Source organism: Streptomyces sp. NPDC048278 (genome assembly GCF_040652195.1).
Lineage (GTDB): Bacteria > Actinomycetota > Actinomycetes > Streptomycetales > Streptomycetaceae > Streptomyces.
In genome coordinates this window covers 24328-38559 of the sequence record NZ_JBEZLP010000031.1, presented here as the reverse complement: position 1 = coordinate 38559, position 14232 = coordinate 24328, and the positions used below count along the sequence as shown (strand labels likewise).

General features: G+C 71.6%; 14 protein-coding genes. 7 read left to right on the top strand and 7 right to left on the bottom strand.

All coding sequences use genetic code 11. The features are described 5' to 3' along the window. The first annotated feature begins 6 nt into the window (after positions 1-6). Positions 7-558 carry a DUF742 domain-containing protein gene (locus AB0D74_RS38080; RefSeq protein ID WP_362597253.1) on the top strand — a complete coding sequence of 184 codons (552 nt, stop codon included), beginning with the start codon at positions 7-9 and terminating at the stop codon, positions 556-558. 35 nt (positions 559-593) lie between these two features. Here the strand turns inward: AB0D74_RS38080 and AB0D74_RS38075 are convergent, their stop codons facing one another. Next, positions 594-1514, bottom strand: coding sequence for a LysR family transcriptional regulator (locus AB0D74_RS38075; protein ID WP_362597250.1), 921 nt, complete (start codon positions 1512-1514; stop codon positions 594-596). A gap of 179 nt (positions 1515-1693) precedes the next feature. Between AB0D74_RS38075 and AB0D74_RS38070 the strand changes: the two genes are divergently transcribed. Further along, complete coding sequence (locus tag AB0D74_RS38070; RefSeq protein ID WP_362597247.1) at positions 1694-2707, top strand: DMT family transporter; 1014 nt, start codon at positions 1694-1696, stop codon at positions 2705-2707. Positions 2708-2769: 62 nt separating this feature from the next. Here AB0D74_RS38070 and AB0D74_RS38065 read toward each other — a convergent pair whose 3' ends face one another. The 4 genes from AB0D74_RS38065 to AB0D74_RS38050 all read right to left on the bottom strand — a co-directional run bounded on the left by AB0D74_RS38065 (position 2770) and on the right by AB0D74_RS38050 (position 4437). After that, entirely contained in the window at positions 2770-3135 is a 366-nt protein-coding gene (locus AB0D74_RS38065; RefSeq protein WP_362597244.1) for a hypothetical protein, read from the bottom strand. A gap of 227 nt (positions 3136-3362) precedes the next feature. Further along, positions 3363-3920, bottom strand: coding sequence for a hypothetical protein (locus AB0D74_RS38060; protein ID WP_362597241.1), 558 nt, complete (start codon positions 3918-3920; stop codon positions 3363-3365). Continuing rightward, positions 3920-4048, bottom strand: a complete 129-nt coding sequence (locus AB0D74_RS38055; RefSeq protein WP_362597238.1) for a hypothetical protein — start codon at positions 4046-4048, stop codon at positions 3920-3922. Before AB0D74_RS38055 ends, AB0D74_RS38060 begins: the two co-directional genes overlap by 1 nt. A gap of 77 nt (positions 4049-4125) precedes the next feature. After that, entirely contained in the window at positions 4126-4437 is a 312-nt protein-coding gene (locus AB0D74_RS38050) for a hypothetical protein (protein WP_362597235.1), read from the bottom strand. Between the two features lie 57 nt (positions 4438-4494). Here AB0D74_RS38050 and AB0D74_RS38045 point away from each other — a divergent pair, with 57 nt between their 5' ends. Beyond that, positions 4495-6903, top strand: coding sequence for an NACHT domain-containing protein (locus AB0D74_RS38045; RefSeq protein ID WP_362597232.1), 2409 nt, complete (start codon positions 4495-4497; stop codon positions 6901-6903). Here the strand turns inward: AB0D74_RS38045 and AB0D74_RS38040 are convergent. Further along, positions 6789-8384: a GH32 C-terminal domain-containing protein gene (locus AB0D74_RS38040; RefSeq protein WP_362597229.1), complete on the bottom strand. Its 1596-nt coding sequence runs from the start codon at positions 8382-8384 to the stop codon at positions 6789-6791. The genes AB0D74_RS38045 and AB0D74_RS38040 overlap by 115 nt on opposite strands. 184 nt (positions 8385-8568) lie before the next feature. Between AB0D74_RS38040 and AB0D74_RS38035 the strand changes: the two genes are divergently transcribed. The 4 genes from AB0D74_RS38035 to AB0D74_RS38020 are packed head-to-tail and all read left to right on the top strand — an operon-like array spanning position 8569 to position 13181. Further along, positions 8569-9978, top strand: a complete 1410-nt coding sequence (locus AB0D74_RS38035; RefSeq protein ID WP_362597227.1) for an extracellular solute-binding protein — start codon at positions 8569-8571, stop codon at positions 9976-9978. Next, complete coding sequence (locus tag AB0D74_RS38030; protein ID WP_362597224.1) at positions 9975-10925, top strand: sugar ABC transporter permease; 951 nt, start codon at positions 9975-9977, stop codon at positions 10923-10925. Before AB0D74_RS38035 ends, AB0D74_RS38030 begins: the two co-directional genes overlap by 4 nt. A 22-nt stretch (positions 10926-10947) precedes the next feature. Next, entirely contained in the window at positions 10948-11802 is an 855-nt protein-coding gene (locus AB0D74_RS38025; RefSeq protein ID WP_362597222.1) for a carbohydrate ABC transporter permease, read from the top strand. Beyond that, positions 11799-13181, top strand: coding sequence for a glycoside hydrolase family 32 protein (locus AB0D74_RS38020; protein WP_362597219.1), 1383 nt, complete (start codon positions 11799-11801; stop codon positions 13179-13181). Before AB0D74_RS38025 ends, AB0D74_RS38020 begins: the two co-directional genes overlap by 4 nt. Here AB0D74_RS38020 and AB0D74_RS38015 read toward each other — a convergent pair. Further along, positions 13144-14208, bottom strand: a complete 1065-nt coding sequence (locus AB0D74_RS38015) for a LacI family DNA-binding transcriptional regulator (protein ID WP_362597216.1) — start codon at positions 14206-14208, stop codon at positions 13144-13146. The genes AB0D74_RS38020 and AB0D74_RS38015 overlap by 38 nt on opposite strands. Positions 14209-14232: the final 24 nt, after the last annotated feature.

Sequence of the window (14232 nt, the reverse complement as noted above, 5' to 3'; positions counted from 1 at the left end):
GAGACCATGAGCACCGGTGAAGGACCGTCCGGCCCTCGAAGAGACAAGGACGCGGAGGACGAACAGACCTTCGCCGATGTGCTCAACGCGTTCAGCCTCGGCAACGGACGACGTCGGCGGAAGACGTCCCCCACCCGCGACACGCCGGAGGCCCCGGAGCCCACGGAGCGCGACGACGGGGCCGCGGCACCGCCGCCCGCCACCGAGCCGTACGGGGCGGCGGGAGCGGCGTTCGTCCGCGCCTACGTCTGGACAGGCGGCCGGACCAGCTCGCACCACCACTTCGAGGTCGAGACCCTGGTCACCGCCGCCGGTCCGGACGGCACCCGGGGCACAGCCACGCAGTGGGACCACGCGGTACTCGAACTGTGCCGGGAACCGAGGTCCGTGGCCGAGGTCGCGGCGCTCATGGCGGTGCCGCTGGGCGTGGCCAAGGTCCTCCTCGGCGACCTGGCGGACCGGGGGTTGATCAACGTCCACGAGACCGCGACCGACGCCGGCGACGTCCCGACCCAGTCACTGATGGAGCGGGTGCTGTCCGGCCTGCGCCGGATCTGACGGCGCATCCGGCATCCGCGTCCCGCGTCCCGCGGTCACGGTGACCGAGGCTCGTCGATCGGCCCGGCGCCGACGGCCGCGTCCCGCAGTGCGTCCAACAGGCCGCGCAAGGACGGTTGTTCGAGGGCGGTCTTCCGGACGGCGGCCGAGATCACCCGCACCGGCTCGGGGTTGCGGACCGGGCGTACGACGACACCGGGGTGCCGGTTGCGCAGCCCGAGCCGCGGCATCAGGCCGACGCCGAGACCGGCCGCGACGAAACCCTGCGCGGTGGCGTAGTCCTCGCTCTGGATGACGAAGTCGGGGCTGAAGCCGGCCGCCGCGCAGGAGTCGAGGACGGGTTGGAGGCAGGGGCCGGGCGGCTCGCTGCCCACCCACTGCTCGCCGGACAGCTCGTGCAGGTCGATCATCTCCTTGCCGGCGAGCGGATGTCCGAGGGGCAGTACGGCCGCGTACGGGTCGTCGAGGAGGCGGACGAGCCGGAAGCCGTCGCCCGTGCGGTCCTGCGCCTGGACCACCACGGCGAGGTCGGCCCGGCCTCGCGCCACCTCCTGGAACGGGTCCTCCGGGTGCGTGAGTTCGAGGTCGACGCGGACGCCGGGGTGTTCGGCGCGCAGTCTGGCCAGGGCGGGCGCCACCAGTGTGGAGCCGGCCGTGGCGAAGTAACGGACCGACAGCCGGCCGGTGCGCCCGGCGCGGAGGTCGGCGAGCGCCGTCTCCGCCTGGGCGACCGCCGAACCGATCAGCGCCGCGTGCTCGGTGAGCAGCAGCCCGGCCGCCGTGGGCCGCACCCCGCGACCGACCCGCTCCAGCAGTGCCGTACCGGCCTGTTTCTCCAGCGCCGCGACCTGCTGGCTGACGGCGGACGGGGTGTAGCCCAGGTGGGCCGCGGCGGCGGTGACCGTGCCGCTGGTGACCACCGCGCGCAGGACCTGGAGTCGCCTCACATCAAGCATGTAGCACAGCTTAACGGTATGGGCAGAAACGTTTGCTTGTTCTCACATCCCGGCTGAGGCACCGTCGTAGGAGTCGTAGGAGTCGAAGGAGCCGCAGGACAACCGCCACCGGACAACCACCTGCGGACAACCACCTGCCGGACAACCACCGGACGAGAGAACGAGAACGGGGAGACGCCATGACCGACAACAGCGGCACGCGGGCCCTGCGGGGCGGCGTGCGGGTGGCCGTGCTCGCCCTGCTGTGGGGCTCCACCTTCCTCTGGATCGAGCTGGCGCTGCGCGGCCTCTCGCCGTTCCAGGTCACGTTCGCGCGCTGTGCTCTCGGCGCGCTCGTCCTCGTCGTCGCCTGCCGTGCGACGGGGCACCGGCTGCCGACGGGCGTCGCCGTCTGGCGGCACATCGTCGTCGCGGCGTTCTTCTGCAACGCCCTGCCGTTCGCGTTGTTCAGCGTGGGCCAGCAGACCGTGGACTCCGGCCTCGCGGGCGTGCTGAACGCCACGACCCCGCTCTGGTCGATCGTCCTCGGTCTCGCTCTCGGCTCGGAGCGCGGGCTGCGGCCCGTACGGCTGGCGGGGCTGCTGCTCGGCTTCGCCGGCACGGTCGTCATCTTCGCCCCGTGGCGGACGACCGGGGCCACCGGCCGGGGTGCCCTCGCGATCCTGGGCGCCGCCGCCTGCTACGCCGTCGCGTTCACGTACATGGGCCGCATCCTGGTCCGCAGGGGCACGCCCACGATCTCGCTGTCCGCCGCCCAACTCGTCGCCGCGAGCGGGCTGACCGCCCTGGCGGTGCCGGTCGGCGGCCTGGACGCGATCGACCCGAGCCCGACGGTCCTCGTCGCGGCCGTCGTCCTCGGCGTGTTCTGCACCGCGATCACCTTCCACCTCACCTACCGGGTCATCAACGACGAGGGCGCGACCAACGCCGCCGTGGTCGGCTATCTGCTGCCGGTGGTGTCCGTGCTGCTGGGGGCCGTCGTCCTGGGCGAGGACCTGAGCGTCCGGGTGGTGCTGGGGATGGCGGTGGTACTGGTGGGTGTGGGGATGACCCGAATTCAGGGGACGGCCGTGGCGGTCGCCGAAGGACCAGCCGCCGAGGAACCGGCCGGCACCGAGCCCGCACCGGCGGACCGCCCGTCCGGGACCCCGCGTCCCCTTCTGGAGAAGACCGGTGACCGCGGGCTCACTTGAGCCCGGGCCACGGGGCACGGCGCGTGGCCACGCCTGGCTCGCCGGGCCGGGTGCGGCGGCTCTCAGCCCCGGACGAGTTTCGCAACGCCTTCGCCTGCCTGATCGGCCGCGGTGTAGAGATCACGGACCTTCTCCAGGTAACGGCCGAGGATCTCCGGATAGCCGTCCGGGACATCGCCGTGGCGAAACGTCCCCACGATCTCGTCGGCGTGCTCGGCGACGGACCGTTCGGTGTCGATGGCGACCAGGAAACGAGCCGCGACCGCCACCTCGTCCGGCGGGAGGTAGAAGCAGGCGGTGCCCAGGTCGTCGTCGCCGAGGAAGTCGCCCATGGTGATGGGAAGTTCGCTGATCTCCCCGGGCCCCTGAGCCAGCAGGATCCGCTCCAGGACCTCCCACTCGCGCCCGAGAAAGCACTCGCTCGCCACGCCTCCGCGTTCACCCGAAAACCCGGATACGACATGCCGGAATCCCTTGTCCGCATCCGCGGCGGAGATCCTCCGAAGCGTCATGTCCATCGCCGACCGCTCCGATCCACAGGTCCCAGGTTCCCTCACCGTACCGTCGGCTCAGGGGATGACAGGCATCGGTGTTCCACAACGGGCAACCCCGGCGAGCCGGTCGACGCCGAACAGACCAAGCACATGCAGGTCCGTTAGACAGTCACATGGGCATAGACCAAGGGCGCCGAGGCGTCGGTCTCGTCGACGGTCAGCAGGGCGGTTCCGGTGGTGCCGGCCTGCTCGGGGATGTCGGCGTAGAGCCCGGTGAGGCGGCCCTCGGTACCGATCCTCCAGGGCAGTCCGACGGAGTCGATGTCGTCCTGGTCCAGGCTCGCGTTCCCGGCCGTCAGGTCCCCCGTGGTCCTGCCCGGGGACGTGACGAACTCCTTGAGGCCCGCGGGGGTGGTGCGGAGACGCAGACAGACGTCCTGGCCGCTGCCCGCGCTGCCGTCGCCCGGGGCCACCAGGCGGGAGGCGTCCCGGGCCCCGGCCGGCACCGCGAGCCGGAAGGTCTTCTGGAGCGCGGCGCCGGGCACGCCCTGCCTGACCGCCGCGGTCCCGAAGGACGACGCGGGGGTCACCGGCGCGGCGGACGCCACCGGCCGGACCACCACGGCGACGGCGGCCGACAGCAGCACACCGCACAGCACGAGCAGCAACGGGACCACGGCGCCCCGCGGGACGCGCCCCTGGCGCGCGGTGTCCGGCATCACGGCTTCTTCGCCTTCTTCCTCATGGTGGACGGTCCCCGGACGTCGTGGTCCCGGGCCGGTCCCACGGTGTGCAGGCGGGCGATCTCCGGTGGGGCGATGTCGTGGTCGAGCTCTCCGGGGATCACCAGAACGCGCCCGAACGTGACGGGGTCCCCGAGCCGGCGCGCCGGGAGCTCTCGGTGCGCACGCCGGTGGTGTGCCGTCAGCCTTCCTGGCGTTGGCTCAGGTCGCCCTCGACCCGTGCGTGCCGCACGACCTGTTCGCCGGGCCCGTTCATCGACTGTCCGAGCGAGCCGCTCTGTACGTCCACGATGTGCTGGCGGCGCCCCTCCGTCCGGCCGGACACGGTCTGCCACACGGCCAACGCCGCGCCGAGCAGGACGAGTACGGCCGTGCACAGCCACCACGCGGCCGACCAGTTCTGCGTCAGCATGCCGGTGGTCACGTTCACCAGGGCTGCCACCACCACCGATCCGGCCACCGCCAGAAGGCGCAATACGCCGTTTTCCCTCATAACTCCCCCTTGGCGCCGTAGCATCGCAGGCCTGATTTTTCATCACGGGGGAACGGCATGTGGCGCAAACGCCGGCAGACGGTCCGGAACAGCATCGTCCTGGGCGACGTGAACCAGTTCATGAAGGACGGGCCGGCCGACGCGGACCCGGACCGCGAGGCAGACCGGTTACGGGAACACGTCCTGTTCCGGGCGCGGCGCGAGGTGGCCCGGCTCGGACTCCAGCAACCGACCATGATCCCGGTCTCCTGGAGAGGCAGCGACCGCTGGGTGCAGCCGTCGCGGGCCGTGCTGGGCACGGACCCCGGGCGGCTGAGCGGCACGGTGCACCGGATACCGGACGTCTGCCGGGACCTCCCCCGGCATCAGGTCGTGGTCCTGGGCGAACCCGGGACCGGCAAGAGCGTCCTGGCACTCTCGCTCGTCCACGACATGGCCGACGCGCCACAGCCGGGGGATCCCGTCCCGGTGTTGATGTCGTTGTCGTCATGGCGGCCGGCGGTCCCGATGCGGACGTGGATCATCAGACAGATCAGGCAGAACGGCTCCGGACCGGCCGCCCGACGGAAGGTCGGGGCGCAGGCGGCAGCCGCGCTGTTCGATGCCTGCAGAGTGATGCCGGTGCTCGACGGGCTGGACGAACTGCCGCAGCCGCTGCGTGCCCGAGCGGTGGAGGCGATCGACGCGGCGATCCCGAAGGGCTGCTGGCTGCTGCTGACCTGCCGGGCCGAGCAGTACGAGGCGACATGCCGGGCCGGCTCCCGCCTCACCAGAGCCGCGGTGGTGGAACTCCGGGCCGTGGAGACGCGGATGGCGATCGACTACCTCCGGCAGTCGAAGGTGGCCGGTGACAGGCGCTGGGACGCGGTCTTCGAGGCCATCCGCGGTCGGCCGGAGTCGACGCTGGCCCGGACGATGGCCTCCCCCCTGATGCTGTACCTGACGCAGACGGCCTACCAGGCGAGTGCCACCGAGCCCGCAGAGCTGCTCTCGGGCAAGGAGTACGCGTCGCGTGAGAACATCGAGGACAGGCTGCTGGACCGGTACCTTCCGGCGGCGTACGCGGAGTCCGCGCCCGGCCCCTACACGCAGACCCGGGCCAGGCGGTATCTGAGCCTGATCGCCCGCCAGATGGGGCGGGACGGAACGGTCGACTTCGCCTGGTGGCAGATCAGGTCCCTGCTGACGGGACCGGCGGTGGGACTGGCGTTCGGCTGCACCTGGGGCTGGTTCCTGTACGCACTGCTCGGATCGGGGTGGGGGCTGGCGACCGGGCTGCTGACCGGGCTGGTCAGCCTGACCGCCCATGCCGTGGTCCGCTACGAGCTGAAGCAGGTCTACGTACCGGAAGGAGCCCTGCGCGGCCCGAGGGCCCTCGTCCGCCACTACGCGCTCATCGGCGTGGGCTCGGCCCTGGCCGTCGCCGCGGTCACGGGAGTGTGCGTGAGTTGGTGGCTGACCCGGGACCTGAACGCGCAGGCGCCTCTCGCCCGGCACTACGGCGCACTGGTCGGGGCGGCGTCGGGCGCCGCCGCACTGCTGGGCTCGGCCTGGGGTTCCTACCAGGCGTCCAGGCTGTGGTTCTGGCTCACGGGCCGCCTGCCCCGGCGTCTTGCGCACTTCCTCGAGGACGCCCACCGGCGCGGCGTCCTGCGCCAGCCCGGGGCGGTCTACCAGTTCCGGCACGAACGGCTCCTGCGACTGCTGGGCGCCAGGGCCGTCAAGGAGCCGTACCGTTCGGTTCAGGGCGAATGGAGCGCGTCATGGCGGCGCTGGGGGCCGCTGCTGCCCGTCTTCGCCACCACCGCGCAGGTGGGTTCCGCCCTCGTCGTCCTGGGGACGGTGTCGCTGTTGTACGCCACGACGAGCGGCGTGGGCCTGGACTACCGCTCCGGGGACAAGCCTGGCTACGGGGCCAGAACCGTGGCCTGTGCACCCAGCTCGAGCGACGGTTCCTGTACGACTGTGGACGTCTGGTCGTGGAAGGTGCCGGCAGGCTCGTCCCGCCACACGGTGTGGCTGCCCGCGACGGTGCGCGACCGCTCCATCCAGAGGTGGAGCGGCCGGATCGGGGCCCGCGGCTGTGCCCATGCGTCGGTGGAGGTGACCCTCGCGTTGACGGGCCAGGCACCGGCGGCCTTCACCGTGCGGGACTCGTCGGACGCCCCCGCCGCGGACCTGCCGCATCCGGTCCGTCCCGAGCGCCGACCGGTCTCCGTCACCCTGCGCAGACTCGACCACCGGCCCTGCACCCTCCTCGTCGAGTGGACCGGTCCCGGACTGGTCGACGACGCCCTCGAACCCGTGCGGAAGCGGCTGGGCATCGAAGCCGCGGGCTTCCCGGTCCGGGTTCACACCGAGAACTCGCGTATCACCGTGTTGCGGAACACCGCGCTGCCGCCGATCGTGAACAGCGCGAGCCGGGTGTCCAGCAGGTACGGGAACGCCTGGCTGGTGTGCACGTAGCGGCCGTCGTCGACGAACATCTCGACGGAGGTGCGGTCCACCAGGATGCGCAGCTTCACCGTGCCGGCGGACGGGTCGAACGGGGTGTGGCTCTCCTGCCACGTGCCGGACGTGTCGGCGTTCACCGTGTTGCGCCGGTTGAGGAAGGCGTAGTCGGCGTAGATCCCGGCGTCGATGTGCCGGCCGCCGTTCGGGGAGCGCCGCAACTGGAGTCCGGCGCCGGTGAGTTCGGACCAGGCGATCTCGGTCGTCACCTCGTAGGAGATGCCGGTGTAGTCGAGCACCTCGGTGCCGTCCACGGTGACGTCGCCGAGGTCCACGGTGCGGGAGACGTACGAGCCGAGAGCGGCGACCGGCTGGGAGGCCAGGTAATAGGTGTTGTCGGACGCCCTGTCGAGGGTGACCTCGCGGACGATCGAGTCGGTGCCGTTGAAGCCGTCGCAGTCGATGGTGGGGGTGGTGTCGGCGTAGTCCCAGTCGTTCACCCAGCCGATCGCGTACCGGGCGGTCGCGTCCACCGCGCCGTCCGCGTCCCGCTTCTCGAAGGTGACGGCCGCGTACCAGTCCCAGCCGTGGTCGAGCCACTGCGGGTCGCTCGCGTCGGCGGTGAACGCGCTGCCGTCGAAGGAACCCGTCCAGTACGCGTACGTGTTGGGCAGCCCCGCGCCCTTGCCGTTGGCGCTCACGCCGAGCACCCACTTGACGGTGCCGTCGCCCGCGGTGATGCGGAACAGGTCGGGGCACTCCAGGACGCCGATGCCGTCGTGGACGAAACCGCCCGCGTACGCCCAGGACTTGAGGTCGTCGGAGTGGTAGAAACCGATCTTGTCGTTCTCGGCGAGGGCCATCACCCAGCGGTCCCGGTCCTCGTCGCGGATCACCTTGGGGTCGCGGAAGTCGGCGACCCCGGGGTTGGGCAGGACGGGGTCGGTCCCGTAGTTGCCGAAGGTCAGCCCGCCGTCGGTCGAGTAGTACAGGAACTGCTCCTGGTGGTCGGTGCCGCCGCCGGGGGACATGGTGACGATGACGACGACCGCGCCGGCCCCGAAGCCGGCCGTGTCGCCGGTGTCGACCACCGCCGAGCCCGACCAGAGATCGCCGTTGACCGTGGTGTCCTTGGGCACGGCGACCCCGCGGTCGGTGAAGGAGACCAGGTCCGTGGTGGTGGCCAGGCGCCACGCGGTGCCGACGACGCCGTCGAAGTAGTCGGCGTTGTAGAGGTAGTAGTAGCGGTACTCGCCGTCGATCCAGACGGGCCGCTGCGGGTCGTTCTTCCACTGGTCGGGGACGGTGAAGTGGTACCCGGCGCGGTAACTCGCCGCGGCTGTCGTGGACTTGGCTTTGGCCTGGGCTTTGACTCTGGCTCCGCCTCCGGCCTTCGGTGCGGCTGTGGCCGTCCCCGTCGGCAGCAGTGCGGCGGCTCCGCCGGCGGCCGACCCCGCGAACAGTGCTCTCCGGGAGATCCCCGAGGTTCCGGGCATGACACATCGCCCCTTTCATGACTCATGACGCACCACGCACAGGCGTGGAACAGCGGCTCGTGTGAACGAGGACTGTAGACCTAACTCGTTAAAGGTCAAGCGTTCCCGACCCTTGACAGGCCCCCGGCCCGGTTCCCATCATCTGGGGCATCACCCCTGAACTAACACGAGTTAGGCCTGTTGGATGACTGACTCGCACCTCCCCCGCCGCACGCTGCTGCGGTACGGCGCGTACGGGGCGGGGGCAGCCGCCCTGGCCGGTACCGCCGCGAGCTGGGACCGGCTCACCGGAGCGGACATACCCGGCCGGGACGACGGCTCCCTCGTCGTCGCCACCCTCGGCTCCGCCTTCGACCCGGCCACCGTCGACGCCCTCGCCGAGGGCTTCCACCGGCTTCACCCCGACATCCCGCTGCGGGTGAACGCGGTGCAGGCCGTCGACTGGTCGGACTTCTTCGCGAAGATCCTCACCCAGATCGCCGCGGGCACCGCGCCCGACCTGGTCTATGTGGCCACCGAGGGCGTGCAGTTGTTCGCCCGGCAGCTCGGCGTGCCACTGGACCGCTGGGTACGCCGGGACGCGGCCGAGCTGCGCGAGTACTTCGCCGACGTCCACCCCTCGCTGGTCGAGTCGATGATGTACGAGGGCAACCTCTACCAGCTCCCCATGGAGTTCAACGCCGCCGACATGTACCTCAACAAGGAGGTGCTGAAGCGGGCGGGTGCGGGTTTCCCGGCGGCCGACTGGAGCCGCGACGACTTCACGGCGCTGCTGCGGGAGATGAAGCGGGCGAGCGACACGCACTTCACGCCGTACTTCTGGACCAACCGGCTGTGGGGCGGCGTGGTGCCCTGGCTCTTCGCGAACGGCACCAACCTGCTGAAGGAGTCCAAGGCGCCCGGCGGCTCCTGGCTGTGGGACGCCTTCTACCCGGCCGCCGACCGGCAGGGGCGCGGCGGCGGCTTCCGCTGGACGACCCCGCAGGCCACCGACGGCCGGGTCGAGGAGGCGTACGACTATCTCGCCGCCCTCGTCCAGGAGAACCTGTGCACCCGGCCCGAGGGCGGCAACGGCAGCAACCTGGTCGGCGTGTTCTCCACCGGCCGCGTCGGCGTCACCCCGGCGGGCGGCTTCTGGGCGGGCGGCCTGCACCTGGCCGGCATGCGGGCCGCCGACTACGACGTGCAGTACTTCCCGCGCTGGCGCACCCAGCGCCACCAGTTCGGCGCGGCCGGCTACGCGCTGCTGCGCACCTCCAAGAAGCAGGAAGCCGCCTGGGAGTTCATCAAGTACACCGCCCGCAAGGACACCATGACCCGGCTGTTCCAGGGCAACCAGACCACCCCGGCCCGCCGTTCGATGCTGACCGCCGCCCGCTACGCCGAGAGCGGCCCCGCGCACTGGCAGGTCTTCTACGACACCCTCGACCGGTTCCCCGACACCGGCCCGATCCCCGCGCCGCCGCAGGTCGCCGAGGTGACCGACGTCCTCCTCAAGTACACCGGCACCGCCCTGGCCTCGCCGCGCGCGGTGGGCCCCGCGCTGCGCCGGATGCAGAGCGACCTGGAGCAGGCCATGGAGCGTGAGATATGACGAACACCCAGGTGCGGGAAGTGAGTTCACGGCCCACCTCGCCCGCCGCCGTCCCTGCCCGGCGCACCGTCCGCGACCGCGGCGCCCGGCTGCTGGCCACGCTGTTCCTGGCGCCCACGGTCGTCGGCATCGTCGTCTTCACGGTCGTACCGATCATCGGGTCGGTCGTGCTGAGCCTGTTCCACTGGAACGTGATCGACCCGCCCCGCTTCGCCGGTGGCGCCAACTACCGCACGATGTTCTCGGATTCGACCGTCCTGGTCTCCTTCCGCAACACGCTCTTCTTCATGGTCGTCGCCGTCGCGCTGCAACTGCTGATCGCGCTGTCGCTGGCGATCACACTGAACGGCCGGATGCCCATCTGGCTGCGGTCGGTGTTCCGTTCGGCGTTCTTCTTCCCGCTGGTGCTGTCCGCCGCGTCGATCTCGGTGGTGATGAAGTACCTGTTCAACCAGGACTTCGGGGTGGTGAACTGGCTGATCGGCCTGGTCGGCGTCGCGCCGGTGCCCTGGCTGACCTCGGAGCACGCGGCGATGGCCACGGTGATCCTGGTCTACGTCTGGCAGCAGTTCGGCTTCTCGTTCCTGCTGTTCGTCGGCGGTCTGAACAACATCCCCAAGGAGATCCACGAGGCCGCGGCCCTCGACGGCGCGACCGGCCTGCGCAAGCACCTGGCCGTCACGCTGCCGCTGCTGTCGCCGACGCTGCTCGTCGCGTCCGTGGTCGGAATCATCAACGCGCTCCAGGTCTTCGAGCAGCCGTACGTCCTCACCGACGGCGGTCCCGGCGACGCCACCCGCACCGTGGTGATGGTGATCTACGAACGGGCCTTCGAGCAGCTGAACTTCGGTGAGGCGTCCGCGGTGGGCGTGCTGCTCTTCGCGCTGATCATGGCGGTCACCGCCGTCCAGTTCCGGCTCAGCCGGCGTTTCGTCCACTACCAGTGAGCCGGTGAGCCGCATGAGTGCCATGAGCCAAGCAACCCCGACCCTGAACCGCATACGGCATTCACTCTCCCCCTGGGCCCGGATCGCCGGACTGACCGTGTGCGCCCTGCTGACCCTCGGCCCGGTCATCTGGACCGTGTCCACCTCCCTGCGCACCCCGGCCCAGTCCTTCGACCTGCCCCCGCGGATCATCCCGACGCACCCGACGACCGCCGCCTACCACGGGGTGTTCCAGCAGATCGACGTGTGGCTGCTCGCCCTGAACTCCACGCTGGTGACGGCACTGATCGCCGTCGGCCAGATGGTCACGGCCGGCCTGGCCGGATACGCCTTCGCCCGCCTGGAGTTCCGCTTCAAGAAGCCGCTGTTCGGGCTGGTCCTGGCGACCATGATGGTGCCTTTGCAGGTCACCATCGTGCCCGTGTTCCTGGTGCTGAAGTCGATGCACCTCACCGACACGCTCCTCGGCCTGGTCATCCCGGCCTTCCCGACCGCCTTCGGGACCTTCCTGATGCGCCAGTACTTCCTCGGCATGCCGAAGGACCTGGGCGAGGCGGCCATGCTGGACGGCGCGGGGCCCTGGCGGATCTTCCGCTCGGTGTACGCGCCGCTGGCCGCACCCGGCCTGGCGATCGTCGGCGTACTGGCCTTCAACTACCACTGGAACGAGTTCTTCCGCCCGCTGATCCTGGAGACGTCCAGCCAGAACTACACGCTTCCGCTGGGCCTGGTCTCCCTCCAGGGCAACCTCGGCACGGGGTCGATCTCGGTGGTCCTGGCCGGAGTCGTGCTGTCGATGCTGCCTGCCCTCGCCGTGTTCGTCGTCGGCCAGCGCCCGTTGCGCGAAGGCATCACCTCGGCAGGAGTCAACCGTTGAGCCACACCCCCCGTTTCCGGGTCCGTCCGCCCGCCGGCTGGATCAACGACCCCAACGGACCCTTCCGTTGGCGCGACCGCCACCACCTCTTCTTCCAGTACAACCCCGGCTCCCCGGTCCACGCCGACATCCACTGGGGCCACGCCTCCAGCCGCGACCTCGTCCACTGGGAGGACCACCCGGTCGCCCTCACGCCGACACCCGGCGGCCCGGACGAGGCCGGCTGCTGGTCGGGGTGCGTGGTCGACGACGCCGGCACACCGACCGCCGTGTACACGGGGATCGACCGCCACCACGCCGGTCTCGGCACCGTCTGCCTGGCACGGGCGGCGGACCCGGACGACGAGCGGCTGACCGAGTGGAAACCGCTGCCGACACCCGTGGTGACGGGGCCGCCGCCGGGACTGGACGTCGTGATGTTCCGCGACCCGTTCGTCTTCCGCTTCGCGGACCGGCGTTGGGCCCTCGTCGGGGCCGGGCACGCCGACGGCACGCCGTCGGTCCTGCTCTACGACTGCGACGACCTCACCGACTGGCGGTTCGCCGGTGTGCTGCTGGACGGCGACGACCCGGTGGCCGCGGACGTGTTCGGCGCCAAGGCGGTGGGCTGGGAGTGCCCGCACCTGTACGCGACGGCGGGCGGCGACCACGTCCTCCTCGTCTCCCTGTGGGACGGAGACCCCTGCTCGACCGGATACCTGACGGGCCGTCTGGAGACGGACGGCGAGGGCATGCTGAGGTTCGTCACGCGCACCGGCGGCCGGCTCGACCACGGGCGGGACTTCTACGCTCCCGCCGTGCTCCAGGAGCCCGACCGCGCACTGCTGTGGGGCTGGTCGTGGGAGGCCCGTTCGCAGGACGAGGTGGACCGGGCCGGCTGGGCGGGCGTACTCACCGCCCCCCGGGTCGTCGACGTGCACCCCGACGGTTCGCTGCGCGTCCGTCCGGCCCCGGAGCTCGAACTGCTCCGCCCGGCCGAGCCGTTCGTCACCGCGCCGGGCCGGGTTCCGCTCCCGGAGACGTACGACCTGGTGATCACCGCATGCGGACCGACCACGGTGAGCCTGCTCCGGGACGCGTCGGGCCGTGAACTGACCGTCCGGGCCGACCCCGCGGCCGGAACCGTCGTCCTCGACCGCGGCGGATGGCCCCGGACCGGCAGGGAGGGCTCCGCCCCGATCACCGTGCGCGTGCCGGAGGCGCCGGAACTCGCGCTTCGGCTGCTCGTCGACGGCTCGCTCCTCGAACTCTTCGTCGGGGAACGGGCGATGGTCACCGAGCGCGTCTACCGGCGCCCCGGCGACATCGCCGAGCTGGCGGTCGACGGGCCGGGTGCCCAGGTCACCGGGTGGGCGCCGGAGCCACGGAGGCGCGGCTGACCACGGGGCAGGCCAGGCGCCGGACGGTCTTCGGCGGCGTCCGGCCGGTGTCGATGGCGTCCAGGAGCAGCCGGGCCGCCGCCTCGCCCATCGCCCGGTGCGGCAGCGCGACCGAGGTGAGGGGCGGGGCGAGGAACGCGGCCATGTGCTCCTGGTCGTCGTAGCCGACCACCGAAAGATCGGCGGGGACGTCGATCCCGAGCCGGGTCGCGGCGTGCAGGACACCCGCCGCGACCCGGTCGTTGTAGCAGAGGACGCCGGTGGGGCGACGGTCCGGCTCCACCCCGTCGAGCAGGCGCAGCGCCCCCGCGTATCCCGCGGAGATCTCCCCGCCGCCGCGCACGATCCACTTCTCGGGCACGGTGACGCCCTCGGCGCGCAGCGCGTCCCGGAAGCCGCGGGTGCGTTCGGCCGAGGCGATGTCGTCCAGGCCGCCGATCACGGCGAGCCGGCGGTGGCCCGCGTCGAGCAGCAGGCGGCCCGCCGTACGCCCGCCCGCGCGCTCCGCCGGGACGACGGCGGGCAGGGAGTCGTCCTCGGGCAGGCAGTTGGCGAGCACGGAGTGGGTGCGGTGCAGTCCCTCGGGGACCCGGACCCGGCGCAGTGACATGGCCGCGTAGATGATGCCGTCCACGCGCCGGTCGAGCAGTTCCGCGACGGCCGCGTCCTCCTTGGCCGGGTCGCCGCCGGAGTCGATGGTGAGCACGAGGTGTTCGCTGTCCCAGGCGGTCTCCATGGCCCCGCGCAGCAGCCGGCCGGCGAACGGGGAGGACGCGATCTCGTCGGTGACCAGCCCGATCACGGCCGTACGGCGACGGCGCAGACCGCGGGCGACGGGGTCGGGGCGGTAGCCCAGCCGAGCGGCGGCCTGCCGGATGCGCTCCTGGGTGGCGGGCGAGAGGTTGCCCTCGGCGCGGCCGTTGAACACGAAGGACACCGCGGTGTGCGACACCCCGGCGAGCCGGGCGACGTCCCGGGACGTCGGGCGCCCGCTGCCCGTGCTCCTGCTGTCCTCGGCACCACCCACGCCGTCCGCCGCCCTCGCCCCGCC

Coding starts and splice junctions, on each gene's coding strand:
- AB0D74_RS38075 (WP_362597250.1), bottom strand. CDS start 1,514: ATGCTTGATGTGAGGCGACTCCAGGTCCTGCGCGCGGTGGTCACCAGC.
- AB0D74_RS38070 (WP_362597247.1), top strand. CDS start 1,694: ATGACCGACAACAGCGGCACGCGGGCCCTGCGGGGCGGCGTGCGGGTG.
- AB0D74_RS38045 (WP_362597232.1), top strand. CDS start 4,495: ATGTGGCGCAAACGCCGGCAGACGGTCCGGAACAGCATCGTCCTGGGC.
- AB0D74_RS38025 (WP_362597222.1), top strand. CDS start 10,948: ATGAGCCAAGCAACCCCGACCCTGAACCGCATACGGCATTCACTCTCC.
- AB0D74_RS38050 (WP_362597235.1), bottom strand. CDS start 4,437: ATGAGGGAAAACGGCGTATTGCGCCTTCTGGCGGTGGCCGGATCGGTG.
- AB0D74_RS38035 (WP_362597227.1), top strand. CDS start 8,569: ATGACTGACTCGCACCTCCCCCGCCGCACGCTGCTGCGGTACGGCGCG.
- AB0D74_RS38030 (WP_362597224.1), top strand. CDS start 9,975: ATGACGAACACCCAGGTGCGGGAAGTGAGTTCACGGCCCACCTCGCCC.
- AB0D74_RS38040 (WP_362597229.1), bottom strand. CDS start 8,384: ATGCCCGGAACCTCGGGGATCTCCCGGAGAGCACTGTTCGCGGGGTCG.
- AB0D74_RS38060 (WP_362597241.1), bottom strand. CDS start 3,920: ATGCCGGACACCGCGCGCCAGGGGCGCGTCCCGCGGGGCGCCGTGGTC.
- AB0D74_RS38080 (WP_362597253.1), top strand. CDS start 7: ATGAGCACCGGTGAAGGACCGTCCGGCCCTCGAAGAGACAAGGACGCG.